The following is a 19690-nucleotide window of genomic DNA, read 5'->3' on the forward strand; positions in this document are numbered from 1 at the left end:
AATCCTTCTCCTACGAGGAGCTCGACGAGTTCCTCACCCCGCACTACGACTCCCGCCCGGCGCCTGCTCGCGCGTACGTACCTGCCGGTCAGCCGTCGTGCTTGAGGCCGAGGACTTCCGCCGCCGCGAAGGTCTCGTTCGCCGGGCGGGAGTCGTAGTGCGGGGTGAGGAACTCGTCGAGCTCCTCGTAGGAGAAGGATTCCTTGGTGGTGTCGAACTTCGCCGCCACCTTGGGGCGTTCCATGACGACCACGATGCCGCCGTGGACGACGAACAGCTGCCCGTTGGCCTTCGCCGAGGCCGGGGAGGCCAGGTAGCCGACCAGCGGGGAGACGTGCTCGGGGGCGAGGGCGTCGAGCTTGCCCTCCTCCGGGACCTGGAAGCCCGCGAAGACGTCCTCGGTCATCCGGGTGCGGGCGCGCGGGCAGATGGCGTTGGCCGTCACCCCGTACTTGGCGAGGGCCAGGGCGGTGGACGTGGTCAGGCCCACGATGCCGCCCTTGGCCGCCGCGTAGTTGGGCTGGCCGGCCGAGCCGCCGAGGAAGGCCTCGGACGAGGTGTTGATGATCCGGCCGTAGACCGGTCCGCCGGCCGCCTTGGAGCGTTCCCGCCAGTGCACGGAGGCGAAGTGGGTCGTGTTGAAGTGGCCCTTGAGGTGGACCCGGATGACCGAGTCCCACTCCGGCTCCGACATCGAGAAGACCATCCGGTCGCGCAGGATGCCCGCGTTGTTGACCAGGATGTCGAGCTTGCCGAAGCTGTTCACCGCCAGCTCGACCAGCTCGCGCGCCTGCTCGAAGTCGGCCACGTCGCCCAGGTGCGCCACCGCCTGTCCGCCCGCGGCCCGGATCTCCGCAGCGACCTCCTCCGCCGGTGCGGCCGAGGCCTCGCCGGAGCCGTCGCGGCCGGGCTGCCCGAAGTCGTTGACGACCACGCTCGCGCCGAGCCGGGCGAGTTCGATCGCCTCGGACCGGCCGAGGCCGCGGCCCGCCCCGGTGACGATGGCGGCGAGTCCCTCAAGTGGCAGTGACATCCGTACGGTTCCTCTCGAAACGGGTCAGAGTTCGATGCAGGTGCGCAGGGCCACGCCCGTACGCATCTGGTCGAGCGCGTCGTTGATCTCGGCGAGCTGCACGCGGTGCGTGATCAGGCCCGCCAGGTCCACCCGGCCGGCCCGCCACAGCGCGATGGTGCGCTCGTAGGAGCGGAGCACGTCGCCGCCGCCGTACATCGACGGCAGGATCTTCTTCTCGTCGAAGAAGAGGGAGAACATGTTGATCGAGTAGTTGTCGTCGAGCGCGCCCGCGCCGACCACGACGACGGACCCGCCGCGGCGGGTCATGTCGTACGCGGTCTTCGTGGTCGCGGACTTGCCGACGACCTCGAAGACGTAGTCGAATCCCTCGCCCGCGGTGATCCGGTTCTTGGCGTCGGCGAACTCCTCCGGGGAGACCGCCTCGGTGGCGCCGAAGCGCAGCGCCGCCTCGCGCCGGGAGGCGACGGGGTCGACGGCGACGATCTGGGCGGCGCCCTGGACCTTGGCGCCCTGGATGACGGAGATGCCGACGCCGCCGCAGCCGATGACGGCGACCGAGGAACCGGCCTCCACCTGGGCGGTGTTGATGGCGGCTCCGAGGCCGGTGGTGACTCCGCAGCCGATCAGGGCGGCGATGTCGAAGGGCACGTCGTCGGGGATGGGTACGGCGCAGCCCGCCGGGACCACCATCTCCTCGGCGAAGGTGCCGGTGCCCGCGAAGCCGAAGATGCTGCTGTCGCCGCGCTGGAAGTTGGGGGTGGCCACGTTGCCGAAGGCCTCCAGGCACAGGTGGCCCTGGCCGCGCTTGCAGGAGGGACAGTGCCCGCAGGGCGGGAGCCAGCAGACCAGGACCCGGTCACCGATCTTGTGGCTGGTGACCCCGTCACCGACGTCGGTGATCACGCCGGAGCCCTCGTGGCCCGGGATGAAGGGGGCGGGCTGCGGGAGGACGCCGCTCATCGCGGAGAGGTCGGAGTGGCACAGGCCGGTGGCCTTGATGCGGATCTTGACCTTGCCGGGGCCGAAGCCCACGGCCTGCATGTCCTCGACGACCTCGAGCTTGTCCTGGCCTATCTCGCTCTGCAGTGCTGCGCGCACGGTGCGGCTCCTTCTGTGGGTGTGCGGGTTTCTCGCGTGCTTCGGCTGCGGGGTCCGCTCAGCCGTGTTCGACGACGGTGTCGGCGAGGACCGGGGCGTCGTCCCGGTCGGCGGCGCTCACCGTGACGAGGACGCGGCCGGGCTCCTGCCACATCCGGATCCGCAGGGTCTCGCCGGGGAAGACGATCCCGGCGAAGCGGGTGCGGTAGGCGCGGACGCGGGACACGTCACCGTCCAGGAGGGTGTCGACCACGGCCTTCAGGGTCATTCCGTACGAGCACAGCCCGTGCAGGATCGGCTGGTCGAAGCCGGCCATCTTGGCGAACTCGGGGTCCGCGTGGAGGGGGTTCCAGTCTCCGGAGAGGCGGTACAGCAGCGCCTGCTCCTCGCGGATCCTGCGCTCCTCCACCCGGTCGGGCGCCCGATCGGGCTGCTCCGCCGTCACGGAGGGGCCGCGGTCGCCGCCGAAGCCGCCTTCACCGCGTACGAAGATCTGCGCGTCCGAGGTCCACAGCGGCCCGTCGGCGTCCGCGACCTCGGTGCGCAGGACGATCACCGCCGCCTTGCCCTTGTCGTAGATCGCGGCGACCTTGGCGGTGGAAGCCGCCTGTCCCTTGACCGGGATGGGTCGGTGCAGCTCGATGGACTGGCCGCCGTGCAGGACGGCGGCGAGGTTGACCTCGATGCCGGGGGCTGCGAGGCCGCCCATCATGGCCATGCCCGCGCCGGCGACGGTCGCGAAGCTGGGGAGCACGTGGAGCTTGGACTCCAGGGTGTAGCGCAGCTCGTCGGGGTCGGTGGCGGCCCCGGGGTTGTTCGGGGAGGTCCCCGCGCCGAGTCCGAGGTGGTAGAGCTGGATGTCCTTGTGGTCCCAGGCGATGTTCCCCTGGCGGGGTTCGGCGGCGAGGGCCTTGGCGGCATCGATCGGCATGGGCGTGCTGCTCCCTGTGTTGGAAACACCGTCTTTGAGGCACCGGCTGTGGGGCACCGGCTGTGGAAGCGCGGTGCCTTGGAAGACCTCGGCGCGGCCGTCCGCACCGTCGGCCGCACCGAGGTCGTATGCGGGACCCGGCACTCTAGAACGCGTTCTAGGTTGCCCGGTGAAGGAATGTATAACGCACGCCCCAGCAGTTGGGAAGACTCCTGACTCTCTGTCAGACTCACTTCGCCCACGGCGCGTTGCGCCGGTACGGGACACTTCGCCCCTACTCTGGCCGGGTGGATGAGATGCCCGTGGCCCTGCGCCCCGCCCGATCCCTGCGGGTGCTCCTGGACCCGCCGAACCCGGCCCTGGCCGTTCTCCTGGGCCTCCAGCCGGACATCGAGGTGGTGGCTTCGGCGCTCGCCCGCCCGGCGGTGGCACTGACGGATTCGGTGGACCGCGTCCCCGCGCTCCTGGCGGATGATCCGGAATGCCGGATCCTGGTGATGACGGGCTCCGCCCATCCGGGCCTGCCGGAGGCCGCACTCACCGCCGGGGCGGCCGGCCTGGTCGTGCGGGACGGCCCGGTCGAGGACCTCGCGGACGCCATCCGCCGCACCTCCCGGGGGGAGTCGGTGGTCGACCCGGCACTGGAAGCCCCGCAAGCGCCGCAGGCCTCGTAGGAACCGTCCGCGCGCACGGCCGACGGCCGGGTGCGGGGGCCCGCCGGGCCCACCTCGTGGCGCCTTGATGCGGGAACGAACCCCTCAGGGAGACGCGCGCCGGCCGGGAAACACCAGCCGGCCGCTCCCGCGGGGCAGTCGGACCCCGGTCAGATCGTGACCGGGCCGTGGGCGGTGGCGAACTCGACGGAGACCAATCCCGGTTCCTCGTCCTCGACCCAGGTGACGTCGATCTGGTCGAGGGGGTGGTCGGCCGGTTCGCCGAGGAATTCGGCGATGGAGGCGGCGTCACCGGCGATGGAGACCCCGTGGATGGTGCTGGAGGTGCGCGGGTCGGCGCTCGGGCGCTCCTCGGTGGGGACCAACCACTGCAGGAAGTACGGCAGTTGCGGTTCCTCCAGCAGTTCCAGCAGGCCGATCTGCTTCCACCTCAGGTCGAACCCGTCGGGGCGGACCCGGTGGCCCTCGGCCGCGCTGCGGCCGAGGCGGGCCTCGACCGGGGCGATGTCGTCGACGGAGACCACCCAGCCGAGCCAGCCGCCGCCCTCGGCGGCGCGGCGCGCGACCGCCTGACCGAAGGGTGCGCGGTCGGCGGCGGGGTGGTCGAGCGTGGTGACGACCTCGACGTAGGTACCGCCGCTCAGCGGGAGGATGAAATTGCGGGTGCCGAACCGCGGGTGCACGCCGCCGTCGACGAACCCGGCGCCGAGGGCCGATCCGATCCACTGGACGGTGGAGACGAAGCTGTCGCGGGCCACCGCGTAGGACACGTGATCAAGTCGCACCGCGCCATCATCACCCGGCGATCCGCACAAATCCCGACGCCACGCCCGCCGCCCCCGGCCGTGTCCGCCGTGGAACGGATGCGTCCGCCGTGGAACGGATGCGTCCGCCGTGGAACGGATGCGTCCGCCGTGGAACGGATGCGTCCGCCCCGCGGATCCTTCCGGAGGGAGGATCCGCGGGGCGGATGGGGTGCGCGGCGGCGGCGCGCAGGGCGGACTCAGCCGGAGGCGGGCGCCGTCCAGTCGTCGACCGTCCGCGACGGGTCCAGCGCGATCGGAAGCCGCTCCAACCCGCGGAACGCGGGGAAGGGCCCCTTGAGCCACTCCTCCTCGCCGGCCCCCCGTGTCGCCAGGACCATGTCGGGGAACCGGTCGAACAAGGTCGCCAGAGCGGTCTCCAGCTCCATGCGGGCGAGCGGGGCGCCGAGGCAGTAGTGCGGTCCGTGGCCGAAGCCCAGGTGGGTGCTCTGCAGTCCCTCCCGCGTCACGTCCAGGGTGTCCGGTGCGGGGAACTTCTCCGGATCGCGGTTCGCCGAGGCGATCGCGATCTGCACGAGAGAACCCTTGGGGACGGGGGTTCCCCCGATCTCCATGTCCTCGATGGCGTACCGGAACGTGGAGGTCTCCACCGAGCCCTCGAACCGGACGAGCTCGTCGATCGCGTGGGGCAGGAGTTCGCGGTCCTCCTGAAGGAGGTGGAGCTGATCGGGGTGCGTCAGCAGGTCGAAGACGGCGTTCCCGATCTGGTAGGTGGTGGTCTTGTGCCCGGCGAAGAGCAGCACCCAGATCATCGACACGAGTTCGTCGTCGGTCAGGGCCCCGCCGTCGTGCTGCGCCTCGATCAGCACGCTGAGGAAGTCCTCCGAGGGACGCGCGCGCTCGCGGGCGATGAGGCCCGTGAAGTAGTTCCGCAGCCAGTTCTCGGCCGCGGCCAGGTCACTCGCCATGTCCTTGCTGAACCGGGCGCGCGTCACGTTGCCGAACCACTTCAGGACGTCCGTGCGCTCGTCGCCGACGATCCCGAGCAGTTCACAGATGACCATCACGGGAAGCGGAAGGGCGAACGACGCCATCAGGTCGACGGGAGAGTCCGTCGGGCACCGGTCCAGCAGTTCGTCGGCGATCTCCTGGATGCGCGGGCGCAGGTCCTTGACGTGGCGCGGCGTGAAGGCCTTGTTGGCGATCTGGCGCAGCCGGGTGTGCCGAGCGCCGTCGGCGAAGAGCAGGTTGTCGTCGAGCGCCTCGCAGGTGTCCCCGAAGACGGCGTGGTAGAGGTCCGGGCGCTCGTGCATGTCCTTTCCGATGCGTGGATCGGAAAGCACCCGCAGGGCATCGTCGTACCGGGTGACCAGGAACGTCGCCACCCCGTTCCGCGTCGTCAACTGGGCGACGGGGGCGTTCTCACGCAGTGCCTGATAGACCGGATAAGGGCACGTCCGGTACTCCGGCGTGCCCATGGACACGGCTGCCACGGCTTTGTCGACCGGAAGGCCGTCACTCACTGCCACTGCGGGTTCGGTCGTCACGGGCTCAGACCTCTCGTGGGGCTCGACTGTCCAGCCACCTCACTCCCTCTGCCCGCGGGCCGAAAAACGCCGAAAAACACGGATTACCCCGTTCGGGCCCGAAACTACGCCCGCCTGAGCGGATCGGCCGGGTCCCCGACCTGTCCCGCGCGCACCCGCGCGGCCCCGCCATAAGGTCCACCCCATGCCGGACATCGCAGACCTCACCCCGCCGGACGACGGCAGCCGCGACAGGATCGACGTCCACCACCATTTCTGCGCCCCCGAGTGGCTGGCGTGGGCCGAGGGCCAGGGCCTGGTGAACCGGAAGGCCCTCCCGCCGTGGGCGCGCTGGGACTCCGCGGCGGCCCTGGACCTGATGGACCGGGCGGGCATCGCCACCGCCGTCCTCAAGCCGATGCTGCCGGCGCGCTACGCGACGTCCGCGCAGCTGCGCGAGGCCACCGGCATCACCCTGCGGGCGGCGGCGGAGGTGACGGCCGCGCATCCGGGCCGCTTCGCGTTCCACGCCCCGCTCTTCCTCGACGACCCGGAGGTCTCGCTCTGGGCGCTGCGGCGCGGGCTCGACGAGCTGGGGGCGGTGGGGGTGAACGTCACGGCCAACTACGGAGGCGTCTACCTGGGCGACCCCTCCTACGCCCCGCTCTTCGCCGAACTCAACGACCGTTCCGCCATCGTGGACACCCACCCCCACAACCTGCCCCTGCCGACCGGGGCACCGAGACCGGGCGGAGCCCCGTCCCCGGGCGGAACGCCGGGGCCGGGCGCGGACGGAGCTCCGTTCCCGGGCGGAACTCCGTTCCCGGACGGGGCGCCAGGCGGGGGCGGAACTCCGGGGCCGGGAGCGGTGGCCGTCCCGGGGATCCCGAACTTCCTGTGCGACTTCCTGCTGGACACGACGCGGGCCGCGCTGAACATGATCCACAAGGGCACCCTGGACCGGTTCCCGAACCTGTCGGTGATCCTGCCGCACGCGGGCGGCTTCCTCCCGCACATCGCCACCCGCGTACAGGCCTTCGCGGGCGCGCTCACCCCGCCCGTCGACCCGGCGATGGTCCGGGACCACCTGCGCCGCTTCTACTACGACACGGCCGGGCCCATGTCCCCCGCGGGGACCCTGCTGGCGATGGCTGCCCCCGACCGCATCCTCTTCGGCAGCGACTGGCCGGCGTGCCCCGCGGACATGGTCACGGACATCGCCCTGCCGGCGCTGGCGGGTGACCCCGCGCTGACTCCGGCGCACCATCGGGCGATCAACCGGGACAACGCGCTGCGCCTGATGCCGAGCTTGGCTCCGCTGAGCCCTGCGCGCGTCTGAGGCTCCCGCGGCCGGCTGCCCGGGCCTCAAACGCCGGACGGTCTGAAGCGGGGGCACCGGGCTGCGCCCGGCACCGGCCCACCCGCAGCCCGCGCCGACACCGACACCGACACAGCACACCCCGGCACAAGGGGCCGCCCCGTCGCGGGCTACCGCCGCAGGAGGGTGACCACCGCCGCGCCGCCCAGGCCGATGTTGTGCGCCAGCGCGACCCTCGCTCCCTGGACCTGGCGGGGCCCCGCCTCGCCCCGGAGTTGCCAGACGAGTTCGGCCGCCTGGGCCAGGCCGGTCGCACCCAGCGGGTGGCCCTTGGAGATGAGGCCGCCCGAGGGGTTGACCACCCACCGGCCGCCGTACGTCGTCGCGCCCGACTCCACCAGTTCCCCGGCGCCGCCGTCCTCGCACATGCCCAGCGCCTCGTACGTCAGCAGCTCGTTGATCGAGAAGCAGTCGTGCAGCTCGATGACGTCCACGTCCCCGATCCCGAGCCCGGACGCGGCGAAGACCGCCCGCCCCGCCGCCGCCGTCATCGGCTTGCCGACCACGTCGATGCAGGAGCCGGAGGCGAAGGACGCCTCCGTGTCCGTGGTCATGGACTGGGCGACGATCTCCACGGCCCGGTCACCCAGCCCGTGCCGCTCGACGAAGCGCTCCGATACGACCAGCGCCGCCGCCGCCCCGTCCGAGGTCGGCGAGCACTGGAGCTTGGTCAGCGGCTCGTGGATCGTCTTCGCCGCGAGGATCTCCTCCACCGTGTAGACGTCCTGGAACTGCGCGTTCGGGTTGTTCGCCGAGTGCCGGTGGTTCTTCGCGCCGACCGCCGCCAGCTGCGCGGCCGTGGTCCCGTACAGCTTCATGTGCTCCCGCGCCGCGTTCCCGAAGATCTGCGCGGTGGGCGGGGACATCTCGAAGCCGTGCCCGGCGGCCATGATCCCGTAGTGGCGGGCGACCGGGGAGGTCTTGAAGTCGCCGCCGTCCGCCCCGCCGCCCAGCGCTCCGCGCTTCATCTTCTCGAAGCCCAGCGCCAGCACGCAGTCGTTGATCCCGCCCTCCACGAACTGCCGCGCCATCATCAGCGCCGTCGACCCCGTCGCGCAGTTGTTGTTGACGTTGTAGACGGGAACCCCGCTCAGTCCCAGCTCGTACGCGGCCCGCTGGCCGGCCGTGGAGGCCTGGAAGCAGTAGCCCACCGGTACCTGTTCGACCAGCCCGTAGTCGATGCCCGCGTCCGCGAGGGCCGCGTCACCGGCTTCCTTCACCATGTCCCAGTACTGCCAGTCCCTCGACTCCGGCTTCTCGAACTTCGTCATGCCGACGCCCACGATGTACGACTTCATGCTTGTCCCCACTGCCCTTCGGTTCCGTCAGTCCCTGGGAAGGCCGAGAATGCGCTCGGCGACGACATTGAGCTGGACCTGTGTGGTGCCCCCGGCGATGGTCAGGCAGCGGGACATGAGCATGCCGTGCACGGCCCGCTTCCCGGCCCCCTCGTTCACCGCGCCCGCCGGGCCCAGCAGTTCGAGCGTGAGCTCGGCGGTCCGCTGCTGGTGCGGGGTCTGGACGAGTTTGCGTACGGACGCGCCCGCGCCCGGCTCCAGTCCGGAGACCTGCTGGAGCGTGGTGCGCAGCCCGATGCAGGCCAGGGCGTGCGCCTCGGCGGCGAGGGCCCCGATCCGCACCCGGTATCCGCCTTCGAGTTCGGCGGAGCGGGCGAGCAGCGCCTCCAGGCCGGTGTCGAAGGTCATCTGGTCGGCCATGTGGACGCGTTCGTTGCCGAGGGTGTTGCGGGCGACCTTCCATCCCCCGTCCTCCGCGCCCACCAGGGCGTCCGGCGGGAGCGCCACGTCGTCGAAGTACACCTCGTTGAAGAGGGCTTCGCCGGTGATCTCCTTGAGCGGCCGGATGTCGATCCCGGGGGTCTTCATGTCCACGATGAAGTAGCCGAGCCCCTTGTGCTTGGGCGCGTCCGGGTCGGTGCGGGCCAGCAGGATCCCGTAGTCGGCGCTGTGCGCGGAACTGGTCCACACCTTCTGCCCGTTGACGATCCAACCGTCGCCGGGTCCGGCGCCCGCCCGCTCCGCCTTGGTCCGCAGCGAGGCGAGGTCGGAGCCCGCGCCCGGCTCGGAGAAGAGCTGGCACCAGGTGACGTCCCCGCGCAGCGTGGGGAGCAGGTAGCGCTCCTGCTGCTCGGGGGTCCCGTAGGCGAGCAGTGAGGGCACGACCCAGGTGGCGATCCCGAGGTCGGCGACCTTGACCCCGGCGGCCGCCAGTTCCTGCTGGACGACGAGCTGTTCGACGGGTCCGGCGCCGAGCCCGTACGGGGCCGGCAGGTAGGGGGCCGCGTACCCGGTGGGTGCCAGCACCCGGCGGGCGGTGGCGGGGTCGAGCCCGGCCGCGTCCGCGATGGCGCTACGGGCCTTCGCGCGGTGGGTCTCGGCCCGCGCGGGCAGCTCCAGGCGCAGCTCGCGCCGCGCGCCGCCGGCGGCGAGCCGTACGGCCCGGACGCGGTGGCCGTCGCCGGAACCGAGGAGCTGGCGGGCGACGAGGGCCCGGCGGAGGTAGATGTGGGCGTCGTGCTCCCAGGTGAAGCCGATGCCGCCGAGCACCTGGACGCAGTCCTTGGCGCAGGAGTACGCAGCGTCGAGCGCGGTGCCTGCGGCCAGCGCGGCCACGAGCGAGCGCACCTCGGCCGGCTCCTCGGTGGCCTGGGCGGCGTCCCAGGCGAGTGCCCGGGCCTGCTCCACGCGCACCAGCATGTCGGCGCACAGGTGCTTGATCCCCTGGAACTGCCCGATGGGCCGCCCGAACTGCTCGCGCACCTTCGCGTACTCGGCGGCGGTGTGCAGCGCCCAGGCGGCGGTGCCGCAGGCGTCGGCGGCGAACAGCACGCAGGCGAGGTCCCGGACGAGGGCGGCGTCGAGTTCCAGCAGGGCGCCCGGTCCGGCGGTGACCCCGCGGGCGCGGACCTCGGCGGTGGGCCGGGTGGGGTCGGCGCTGTCCTGGGTGCGTACGTCCAGCGCGGCCGCGTCGACGGCGAACCAGCGGGTCCCGTGCGCGGTCTCGGCGGCGAGCAGCACGAGGTCGGCCTCGCCGGCGCCCAGCACCGGTGGCGCGGTCCCGTCGAGGAGGTATCCGCCCTCCACGGCCACGGCGGTCAGGTCCCCGGGCCCGAGCGCCACGGCCCCGACCCGCCCGCCGAGGGGCTCGGCCCCGGCCCGGTCCAGGAGCACGGAGGCCAGCACGCTCGGCAGGTACGCCCCGGGCAGCGCCGCCCGGGCGGCCTCCTCCACCACGACGGCCAGGTCGAGCAGGGTCCCGCCCTCCAGGTGCGGTTCCAGCAGCCCGGAGGCGAGGAGCCCGTCCCAATAGGCGGACCGCGAGCCCGTCTGCGGCGGGGTGTCGAGGAGTTTGCGCACCTCCTCGGGCGGCACGGCCCGCGCGACCCAGCCGCGCACGGCTTCGGCCAACTCCCGCTGTTCCTTTGTGATTCCGATGCCCATGCGCGGCAGAGTAGAACACGTTGCATTCTGGCGGAAGGTCGGAACTGAAACGTGTTCTCGCTTCGGGAACCGGTGCCGCACCCCCGCGCAACCCGTACCGCCCGGAGGGATCGGCGTCAGGCGAGCGGGTGCTCCTCCCACTGGGCGACGACGCGGGCCGCCTGCCTCTTGAGGGAGGCGACCAGGTCCTGGGCGCTGCGGGCGGTCGTGGAGCGCAGGACGGCGACACTGATCTCCCGGGCCAGGGGCGGACCCTCCAGGGGCCGCACGGCGAGGTCGGCGCGCGGCGCCCCCAGCGCCAGCCGCGGGACCAGCGAGACCCCCGTACCGGCCGCGACGAAGCCCTGCACGACGCCGTAGTCGTCGGTGCGCATCACGTGCACCGGCTCGAAGCCGTGCTGCGCGCAGGCCCAGGACAGCAGACGGTCGCACGGGTCGCGGGGGTCGGCGGCCCCCACCCAGCTCTCCTCCCGCAGCTCCTCCAGCGGCACCCGTTCCAGGGCCGCGCACCGGTGGTCCTCGGGGAGGACCAGCAGCAGCGGATCGGTCAGGAGGGGGTGCACTTCGAACTCGTCCTCCAGGTCGAGCCGGTCGCCGGGCTGCGAGAAGACCAGCGCGGCGTGCAGCTCCCGCGACCGCAGGCCGTTCAGCAGGACGGGCAGCTCGCCCTCCACCAGGGAGACGTGGACGCCCTGCTCGTGCAGGGACCGTACGGCGCCGGGCAGCAGCAGGGCGCCCGCGGTGGGGAAGGTCCCGATGCGCAGCGCGCGCGTCCCACGGGCCGCCTGGTCGCGGACCTCCCTCTCGGCCAGCCGCAGCCGGGACAGCACCGCCTCGGCGTGCGGCAGCAGCGTCTCGCCGAGCTCGGTGAGGGTGGCGCCCCGTGGGCCGCGCTGCACCAGCGGGGCGTCGAAGTGCCGTTCCAGGACGGCCAGATGATGGGTGACCGTCGGCTGCGAGTAGTGCAGGGCCCGGGCCGCGCCGGCGAGGGAACCCTCGTGGGCGATGGCCCTCAGGACGTGGAGGTGCCGGATCTCGAGCATATAGACAGCGTATGGAGATCCATAGGTGGATGCAGCATTCCTCTAGGTCTCCGAGGGCCCCCACACTGAGCGACGTGAACAGCCCCCTCGCTCCAGCACCCCCCTCCCGCCCGACCGGGACGTCCCAGGATCGCGCGCCCTACGCGGAGGCGCTGCGCGCCCACGCCGACCGCGCCTGGCTGCGCCTCAACGTGCCCGGCCACGCCGCCGAGGACGACCGCCCCCTGGTGGAGACCTTCGGCTCGGGCCTGCTCCGGCTGGACTTCCCGCCGCTCCTCGACGGGCTCGACCTCGGCACGGCCACGCCGATGGACCAGGCCACGGAGCTGGCGGCGCAGGCGTGGGGTGCGCGGCGTACGTGGTTCCTCACCAACGGCGCCTCGCAGGGCAACCAGATCGCCTCCCTGATCACACCGATGCTCGGCCGCACCCTCGTCGTGCAGCGCAGCGTGCACTCCAGCGTGATCGACGGCCTGGTGCTCTCCGGCCTGAAGGCCGCCTTCGTCCAGCCCTCCCTCGACACCGAACAGGGCATCGCGCACGGGGTCACGGCCGCGGCCGTCGCCGACGCGGTCGCGTCGCACCCCGACGCGGCGGCCGTGTACGTGGTCTCGCCCAGCTACTTCGGCGCCGTCGCCGACATCCGGGCCATCGCCGACACGGCGCACGCGCACGGGCTGCCGCTGATCGTGGACGAGGCCTGGGGCTCCCACTTCGGCTTCCACCCGGGCCTGCCCTCCGGCGCGCTCGCCCAAGGCGCCGACCTGGTGACCTCCAGCACGCACAAACTCGGCGGGAGCCTCACCCAGTCGGCGATGCTGCACCTGGGCCACGGGCCCTTCGCCGAGGTGCTGGAGCCGCTGATCCACCGCGCCCACCGCCTCGTGCAGTCCACCAGCGCGAGCGCGCTGCTGCTCGCCTCCCTCGACGTCGCCCGGCGAGGTCTGGCGTGCGGGCACGACAGCATCGGGGCTTCCCTCCGGGCCGCGGACTCGCTGCGCGGGACGCTGCGGCGCCTGGGCCGGTACGGAGTGGTCAGCGACGGCTTCGGACGGTTCCCCGACATCGTGGCCGCCGACCCCCTGCGCGTCGCCATCGACACCAGGGCCGGAGGGATCAGCGGCCACGAAGCCCGCCGCAGGCTGTTCCGCGATCACCAGATCATGGTCGAGGTGGCCACCGACTCCGCCGTCGTCGCGGTCGTGGGCGCGGGCAGCGCTCCGGACACCGACCGGTTCGTCGAGGCGCTGCACACCCTCCCGCGCCCCCTCGGCGCCGGCGCCGACGGCGCGAAGCGGCTCCAGCTCCCGGCCCCCGGAGAGGCCGTACTCACTCCGCGCGAGGCGTTCATGAGCGCCGGCCGGGTCGTCCCCGCGGCCGAGGCCGTGGGCAGGGTTTCGGCCGACACCCTGGCCGCCTACCCGCCGGGCATCCCCAACGTGCTGCCCGGCGAGGTCATCACCACCGAGACGGTGCGGTTCCTCCAGCTCACCGCGGCCGCACCCAACGGCCACGTACGCGGCGCCGTCGACCCGGCCGTCGGGCATCTGCGCGTCGTCGAAGCCTGAGCGGACCGCCCTCCGCGCCTGTCCGCCGCGGCTGCCTCCTCCGGGATCGGGGATCGGGGATCGGGGATCCGGGATCACACCCTCGGACGAGAACTCCGTGCCGGATCAGGACCGTTCGTAGTAGTAGCCCTCGCCGTGCGAGGGGCCCACGTTGTGCTGGAGGCCGGCCGGCTCGCTCTTGGTGAAGAAGGAGGGATCCAGGACCCCGCAGAACTGGCTCGTGGACTTGGACTTGTCCACCGCCGCCGCCCCGATGTTGATCCGGGCCCCGCCGGAGGCCATCGACGTCACCTTGGCGATGTGCTCGCAGTGGCCCATGTTGGAGTCGCCGATCAGCCGGACGGCCCCGGACCGGGTGATGGTCACGGTGTCCGGCTGGCCGAGGTTGAAATCGCCCTTGTAGGTCCAGGTGCCGGTGAAGTACGCGGGGACCGTGGCGCCGCCGCCGGAGGAGCCTCCACCGCTCGGCGAGCCTCCACCGCTCGGCGAGCCCGATCCCCCGGGGGTGGCGCCCGGGCTGGTGCCCGTACCGGCGCCTCCGGCGGCCGGTCCACCGCCGCCCTGGGTCGCGCTGCTGCCGCCCGGGGTGCCGGAGCCACCGCCGGGGGTCCCCGCGCCCGCCGCGGCGGCCTGGCCGTCCGGCGCCGGTACGGGAGGGCTCTGGGAGGCCTGGGGGCTCTCGGGGTTCGGCGCACCCGGTGCCGGCGAACCGCTCGCCGCCGAAGGGGAGCCGGAGGAGGCGCCGGGCGTCACGGGCGCGCTGCTCGCCGGGGGCGCGGCCTGTGCCCCGCCGTCACCGCCGCCGAACGGCTGGAGCAGGGTCACCGTGCCCCCGCCGACGGTGAGCACCAGCACGGCGGGCACGGCCACGGTCCACCGCCGCCGGGCCCCGCGCCGCTCACCCTCCGCGGTACGGCCGGCGCCGACGGCTGCCGGCCCGGTCACCGCCCCGACGACCGGCTCGGCCGCCGGCCCGCCCGCCGGCTCGGCCATCTCGGCGGCCTGCCCGTCCGGCCCGCCGGGGGCGCCGGACCCGCCGGCCGCACCCGCCTCCGGCCGCAGCCCGACCGTCTCCCGGTCCAGGGTCTGCGCATCCCCCGTGCCCCCGCCCACCGCGGGTACCGCTTCCGCGTCGAGCAGCCGCGCCGCCTGCCGGGCCAGCCGTTCCACCACCTCGGGCGGCAGCCACGCCCCGCCGCTCACCGCCGGGCGGACCCGCTCCGGATCCGCCAGCAGCTCGTCCACGCCCGGCCGTTCCTCCACGCCCTTGACCAGGCAGCGGCCGATGAGCGCGCGCAGGGAGGGGTCCGCCACCCGCTCCAGGGCCGGTTCGCCCTCCACGATCTGGAACATCACCGCGTGCTGGTTGCTGGCGCCGTGCCCGAAGGGCAGCTCGCCCGTGGCCGCGTACATGAGGACACAGCCGAGGGTGAACACATCGCTCTTCGCCCCGGCCCGCTGCCCGCGCACCTGCTCGGGCGACATGAAACCGGGCGAGCCGACGACCATGCCGGTGCTGGTGAGCAGCGATTCGACGGAGGTCTCCAGGGCGCGCGAGATCCCGAAGTCGATGACCCGGCTGCCCTCGACGGTCAGCATCACGTTCGACGGCTTGAGGTCGCGGTGCACGATCCCGGCGGTGTGGATGTCCTTCAGCGCGTGCAGCAGTCCGTCCGCGAGGGCGTGTACGGAGTCCACGGGCAGGGGGCCGTGCCGGCGCACGATCTGTTCCAACGACAGCCCCGGTACGTATCCGGTGGCCACCCAGGGCCGTTCGGCGTCGGGGTCGGCGTCCAGGACCGGAGCGGTGTACCGCTCGCCCACGCGCCGGGCGGCGTCGATCTCGCGGCGGAAGCGGGCCCGGAACTGCGCGTCGGCGACGTGCTCCTCGTGCACCACCTTCACCGCGACCGTACGCCCGCCCTCGGAGCGGGCCAGGAACACCCGGCCCATCCCGCCGGCACCGAGGCGCCCGAGCAGCAGGTACGGCCCGATCCGGCTCGGATCCCCGGCCGCGAGCGGCTTTATGCCGCCCTCGACGTTGTCGTCGTCACTCCGTGCGCTGCTCATGCTGCCCGTCCCCCGGTGTTCCCCTGCGGTCTGCCTGAACGGCCCTGGCCGGTCCGAATCCGCCTCAGCCTAAAGGCAGTTCGCCGCGGTACGGGCGCAGGGTCGCCTGTCCCGGTTGCAGATTCGGGACGGGAAGCCGAGCGAGGACGTGCGGGGGGCTGCTCCCGGTCGGGGCGATGGCCGACCACCGGCGCACGGACCGGAACTCCACGGACAGGAAGGCTCGTTCGGTGTGACGCCCCTCCCCCGCGGCTAGCGGACCCGCGCGTGCTCCACGGCCGCCGCGGCCAGGCCCGTGATGAACGGGTGGGCGCGGCTGCCGTCTCCGTCCAGTTCGGGCTGGAAGAGGGTGGCCAGGAAGAAGGGGTGCTCGGCCAGTTCGGCGATGCGGATGTCGCCTGATTCGTCGGCGCCGGTGAAGGTCATGCCGTGCGCCCGCAGCACGTCCAAGTGGAGCGGATTGGGGCCGTAGTTGCAGTGGTACCGCGCCTGCGTGCGGTCCGCGCCGAGCAGCCGGGCGGCGCGGGAGCCGGGGGTGACCCGGACCGTGCCCTCGTGGCCCACGAGCGAGCAGGCCAGCGGGACGACCACGGCGTCCTCGGCGGCGGTCGCGGGGGCGTTCTCGGCGTGACCGGCCCGGTCCAGGCCGCAGACGGTACGGGCGAACTCCAGCAGGGCGTGCTGGAAGCCGCCGCAGGTGCCGAGGAAGGGGATGCCGTTCTCGCGGGCGTCCTGGATCGCCGCGAGCACCCCGCCCTCGCTGCGGTAGGGGCTGCCGGGCAGGACCCAGACGGCGTCGAAGCCGTCCATGCCCTCACCGGCTTCCTCGGTGGGGATCCAGTAGGCGTCCAGGTCCAGGCCCTCGCGCAGGCGCAGCGCCTCCAGCAGGGCGGGGACGCGGACGTGGGAGCGTACGGCCTCGGAGCGGTCCGCGATCAGGGCGATGCGTGCGGTGGGGGCGGTCGGGGCGGTGGTGTGGTTCCCGTTCATGACGGTCATCTTCCGAGCCGCTGACCCATCACGTCCAACGATGATCTGCACTACCCGCATAAGCAATACTGATGGACATGGATCCGCATCTGCTGCGCACCTTCGTCGCGGTCCTCGCACACCGCTCCTTCTCCACCGCCGCCTCGGTCCTCGGCTACACGCAGTCGGCCGTCTCCCAGCACATCGCCGCGCTCGAAGCCGACCTGGGCGCCAGGCTGGTCGAGCGCCGGCCCGTCGCACCCACCGAGGCGGGGGCCCGGCTGATGGAACACGCCCCCGCGCTGCTCCTGCGCCTGGACGCGGCCCGCGCCGACATCGCCCGCCTGCACCGGACCCCAGACTCCCGTCTGACGCTGGCCTGTTCGCCCGCGGCCTTCGGTCCGGCGCTCGCGCAGGCCCTGGCCCGGCTGCGCGCCGCGGGGCCGGTGGTGGTCGACCTCCACGTCCTGGGGCGGGACGCGGTGGTCGAGGAGGTCCTGACCGCCCGCGCCGACCTCGGCCTCGTGGACGGAGTGGCCGCGCCCAGCGACCCCCTCCCCCTGCCCGACCTCGGCCCCACCCTCACCCTCGGCGTCGCCGAAGAGCCCCTGGCCGTGCTCTTCCCGCACCACCACCCCCTGGCGCGGCGCAGTACGGTCCGGCTGCCCGACCTCGCGCAGGCGCAGTGGATCGACGCCCCCGACACGGCTGTCCCCCTCGCCCGGCTCCGCGAGGTCAGCCACACCCCCGGCTTCCACCCGCGCATCCGCCACCACGGCACCGACCCGTACGCTCTGGCGGCCCTGGCCGCCGCCGGCCACGGCCTGACCGCCCTCCCGCTCTCCCTGGCCACCACCTTCCCCGGCACCACGGCGGTCCCGGTCCGGACCCCCCGCCTGGTCCACCGCACGGAACTCCTCCACCCCACGGTCCCCACCCCGCACACGACCCGCCTGGTGGCCTTCCTCACGACGCCGGGCTAGGACCGCCCCCGGCTTCGGGCCGACCGCCCTGCCGGACCCGCCGGACCCGCCGGACCCGCCGGACCTGGCGCATCCACGCGCCGCCCAGCCGCCCGCCGCCCGCAAAGCACGCTCGGCAGGACCGCGGGCGGACCGGCACCTCCGGGACCTGGCGGACCAGGGGCGGGACGTGGCCGAGGGCTCCCTTTACCTGCGCACCACCTGGCCCCGGACCCGGGCGGGCCTCCTCGTCAGGGGCTACTGAGCGCGGTGGGGCCGGTCCTGCCCCAGGAGGAACTCGGTCGCCCGGGCGATGGCCTCGGCGTACGTGGGGTGCACGGCCTCCGACTCCTCCTCGTGCCCGTCCGCGGCGACGGCGGTGTACCACCAGGCGTCGGCGTCCGGGTCGTGGTGGATGACGGCGGCGCCGCCCGCGTAGCGCAGCGGGATGGACTCGCTCGCGGACCGCTTCGCCACCGCGTGGGGCCACTTGAGGCGGGCGGACTGGCGCTTGATGCCGCCCCAGGCCGCGCCGAGCTGGGTGTAGCTGGCTCCGCTGCGGCCTGCGACGGTCGCGGCGCTCTCCGCCATCCGGTCGACGGACCGCTTGGCTTCGTACAGCGCCCGCAGCAGGGCCAGTTGTACGTCGGGGGCGGCCATGAGGGCGGAGTCGAAGGGTTTGCCGGCGGCCCGGTAGGCCTGCGCGCGCGTCGAGATGCGCTGCGCCAGCGGGCGGACCGCGTCGAGCACCTGGTCGTCCATGTCGAACGCCTCGTCCTCGGCGGGCTCGCTCCAGGCGGGCTCCACCAGGGCCATGACGGTGGCCCAGAAGTCCTCGTCGTTCCGGTCGGGGGTCGGGATCGGTACCGCATCGTCCATGCGACATGTCTACCTGCCGCGAGACCTACTCGACAAGTAAAACTGTCGACAGATATAGCGACAGTTGCTCTCGTCCGCCTGCGTCCCGGTCCGCCCCCGGCCGGTGGGCGGGCCCGGGCATGGCGTCCTACCAGCGGGTAAGGCAGCATGGGCCGCCGACGTACGCCCCTGTGCGCCGACGTAGGCCGCACGCCGCCCACCCCGCAGGAGGAACACCATGGCCAGCCCCAAGCCGGAGACCCTCGCCGCCTTCGAGGCCGCCAAGGGGTTCATGCCCGTAGGAGAAGGGCTCGCCCTGTACGAGGCGGCCGCCTCCGCGGCGCGGCTCGGGCTGCCGTTGCTGGAGGTCGGGACCTACTGCGGGCGCTCGACGATCCTGCTCGCCGACGCCGCCCGCGAGGCGGGCGTGAGCGCGCTCACCGTGGACCACCACCGGGGCAGTGAGGAGCAGCAGCCCGGCTGGGAGTACCACGACCCGAGCGTCGTGGACCCGGAGATCGGGCTGATGGACACCCTCCCCACCTTCCGCCGGACCCTGCACCGGGCCGGCCTGGAGGACCACGTCATCGCGGTCGTCGGCCGCTCCCCGCAGGTCGCCGCGGCCTGGGGCGGCAAGCTCGGCCTGGTCTTCATCGACGGCGGCCACACCGACGAGCACGCCACGGGCGACTACGAGGGGTGGGCCCCGCACGTCGCCGAGGGCGGCACCCTGGTGATCCACGACGTGTTCCCCGACCCGGCCGACGGCGGCCAGGCCCCGTACCGCATCTACGTGCGCGCCCTGGCCTCGGGCGCCTTCGAGGAGGTCTCGGCGACCGACTCCCTCCGCGTCCTGCGCCGCACGGGCACCGGCATCTGACCCCGCCCGCCGCTGATTCGGCCCCCACCCCCCCAGCCTCGCCGACGTTCGAGGCGGGGGGTCCCGGGGCACCGACCCCCGGCATCGGCTGCGCGCTCGCGCACGGCGCTCACGGTCCCCCCCGGGGGAGGCACGCCAAGTCAGCGGAGCATATAAGCGCACCGCGCCCCCGGATGGCCCACGGTCCGTACGCCCGGCCGACCGCCGGTCTAGCATCGCCGGGTGCGCTACGACGAAAGCTCCCCGCCGCTCCCCGAGTCCTCGACGTCCATCAGCCCGGACCGGCCCTTGTACGCCCGCCGGTCCACCCTGGTCGTCGCGGCGGCCGCGATCGCCCCGGCCGCTCTGGCCGGGTGGGTACTGACCGAGGTGCTGAGCGCGGGCGCGGGCGACGACAACCGGCCGCCCCGGATCGTGATGCCGCTCTCGGCCTCGGCGTCGGCGCCCTCCGCGACGGCGGCGCCGTCCCCGG

General features: G+C 73.3%; 16 protein-coding genes and 1 pseudogene. 6 read left to right on the forward strand and 11 right to left on the reverse strand.

Annotation, left to right across the window (positions count from 1 at the left end; translation table 11 throughout):
* Positions 1 to 88 precede the first annotated feature (88 nt).
* From ABZY57_RS26845 to ABZY57_RS26855, 3 genes are read right to left on the reverse strand one after another with little or no spacing between them, the layout of a single operon-like run.
* Positions 89 to 1033, reverse strand: a complete 945-nt coding sequence (locus ABZY57_RS26845; protein WP_356516131.1) for a 3-oxoacyl-ACP reductase — start codon at positions 1031 to 1033, stop codon at positions 89 to 91.
* 24 nt (positions 1034 to 1057) lie between these two features.
* Positions 1058 to 2134, reverse strand: coding sequence for a Zn-dependent alcohol dehydrogenase (locus ABZY57_RS26850; protein WP_356516133.1), 1077 nt, complete (start codon positions 2132 to 2134; stop codon positions 1058 to 1060).
* Positions 2135 to 2192: 58 nt separating this feature from the next.
* Positions 2193 to 3065 carry a MaoC/PaaZ C-terminal domain-containing protein gene (locus ABZY57_RS26855; protein WP_356516135.1) on the reverse strand — a complete coding sequence of 291 codons (873 nt, stop codon included), beginning with the start codon at positions 3063 to 3065 and terminating at the stop codon, positions 2193 to 2195.
* Positions 3066 to 3361: 296 nt separating this feature from the next.
* On the opposite strand from ABZY57_RS26855, the gene ABZY57_RS26860 reads away from it, so the two are divergent.
* Positions 3362 to 3739: a DNA-binding response regulator gene (locus ABZY57_RS26860; protein ID WP_356516159.1), complete on the forward strand. Its 378-nt coding sequence runs from the start codon at positions 3362 to 3364 to the stop codon at positions 3737 to 3739.
* A gap of 149 nt (positions 3740 to 3888) precedes the next feature.
* Here the strand turns inward: ABZY57_RS26860 and ABZY57_RS26865 are convergent, their stop codons facing one another.
* Both ABZY57_RS26865 and ABZY57_RS26870 read right to left on the reverse strand, forming a co-directional pair.
* On the reverse strand, positions 3889 to 4524 hold the full coding sequence (locus tag ABZY57_RS26865) for a VOC family protein (protein ID WP_356516137.1): 636 nt from the start codon (positions 4522 to 4524) through the stop codon (positions 3889 to 3891).
* Between the two features lie 218 nt (positions 4525 to 4742).
* Positions 4743 to 5981, reverse strand: coding sequence for a cytochrome P450 (locus tag ABZY57_RS26870; RefSeq protein WP_356516161.1), 1239 nt, complete (start codon positions 5979 to 5981; stop codon positions 4743 to 4745).
* 253 nt (positions 5982 to 6234) lie between these two features.
* Between ABZY57_RS26870 and ABZY57_RS26875 the strand changes: the two genes are divergently transcribed.
* Positions 6235 to 7368: an amidohydrolase family protein gene (locus ABZY57_RS26875; RefSeq protein WP_356516139.1), complete on the forward strand. Its 1134-nt coding sequence runs from the start codon at positions 6235 to 6237 to the stop codon at positions 7366 to 7368.
* A gap of 149 nt (positions 7369 to 7517) precedes the next feature.
* Here the strand turns inward: ABZY57_RS26875 and ABZY57_RS26880 are convergent, their stop codons facing one another.
* The 3 genes from ABZY57_RS26880 to ABZY57_RS26890 all read right to left on the reverse strand — a co-directional run bounded on the left by ABZY57_RS26880 (position 7518) and on the right by ABZY57_RS26890 (position 11911).
* Positions 7518 to 8705 (reverse strand): beta-ketoacyl synthase N-terminal-like domain-containing protein, encoded by a 1188-nt coding sequence (locus tag ABZY57_RS26880; RefSeq protein ID WP_356516141.1) that lies wholly within the window; start codon positions 8703 to 8705, stop codon positions 7518 to 7520.
* Between the two features lie 27 nt (positions 8706 to 8732).
* Positions 8733 to 10868: an acyl-CoA dehydrogenase family protein gene (locus ABZY57_RS26885; protein ID WP_356516143.1), complete on the reverse strand. Its 2136-nt coding sequence runs from the start codon at positions 10866 to 10868 to the stop codon at positions 8733 to 8735.
* A gap of 116 nt (positions 10869 to 10984) precedes the next feature.
* Positions 10985 to 11911 (reverse strand): LysR substrate-binding domain-containing protein, encoded by a 927-nt coding sequence (locus ABZY57_RS26890; protein WP_356516145.1) that lies wholly within the window; start codon positions 11909 to 11911, stop codon positions 10985 to 10987.
* Positions 11912 to 11985: 74 nt separating this feature from the next.
* On the opposite strand from ABZY57_RS26890, the gene ABZY57_RS26895 reads away from it, so the two are divergent.
* Complete coding sequence (locus ABZY57_RS26895) at positions 11986 to 13479, forward strand: amino acid decarboxylase (protein ID WP_356516147.1); 1494 nt, start codon at positions 11986 to 11988, stop codon at positions 13477 to 13479.
* A gap of 105 nt (positions 13480 to 13584) precedes the next feature.
* On the opposite strand, the gene ABZY57_RS26900 is transcribed toward ABZY57_RS26895, so the two are convergent.
* Entirely contained in the window at positions 13585 to 15549 is a 1965-nt protein-coding gene (locus tag ABZY57_RS26900; RefSeq protein WP_356516149.1) for a serine/threonine-protein kinase, read from the reverse strand.
* A gap of 252 nt (positions 15550 to 15801) precedes the next feature.
* Positions 15802 to 16539, reverse strand: coding sequence for a hypothetical protein (locus ABZY57_RS26905; protein ID WP_356516151.1), 738 nt, complete (start codon positions 16537 to 16539; stop codon positions 15802 to 15804).
* A gap of 77 nt (positions 16540 to 16616) precedes the next feature.
* On the opposite strand from ABZY57_RS26905, the gene ABZY57_RS26910 reads away from it, so the two are divergent.
* The gene (locus ABZY57_RS26910; RefSeq protein ID WP_356516153.1) at positions 16617 to 17501 is read left to right on the forward strand and encodes a LysR family transcriptional regulator; all 885 of its coding nucleotides are present in this window, start codon (positions 16617 to 16619) and stop codon (positions 17499 to 17501) included.
* Positions 17502 to 17738: 237 nt separating this feature from the next.
* Here ABZY57_RS26910 and ABZY57_RS26915 read toward each other — a convergent pair whose 3' ends face one another.
* The gene (locus ABZY57_RS26915) at positions 17739 to 18359 is read right to left on the reverse strand and encodes a hypothetical protein (RefSeq protein ID WP_356516155.1); all 621 of its coding nucleotides are present in this window, start codon (positions 18357 to 18359) and stop codon (positions 17739 to 17741) included.
* Positions 18360 to 18576: 217 nt separating this feature from the next.
* On the opposite strand from ABZY57_RS26915, the gene ABZY57_RS26920 reads away from it, so the two are divergent.
* Both ABZY57_RS26920 and ABZY57_RS26925 read left to right on the forward strand, forming a co-directional pair.
* Entirely contained in the window at positions 18577 to 19218 is a 642-nt protein-coding gene (locus ABZY57_RS26920) for a class I SAM-dependent methyltransferase (RefSeq protein WP_356516157.1), read from the forward strand.
* Positions 19219 to 19440: 222 nt separating this feature from the next.
* Positions 19441 to 19690: pseudogene (locus tag ABZY57_RS26925) on the forward strand (N-acetylmuramoyl-L-alanine amidase); the annotation flags it as partial.

It is taken from the genome of Streptomyces sp. NPDC006450 (genome assembly GCF_040612195.1).
In the GTDB taxonomy this organism is placed as follows: domain Bacteria; phylum Actinomycetota; class Actinomycetes; order Streptomycetales; family Streptomycetaceae; genus Streptomyces.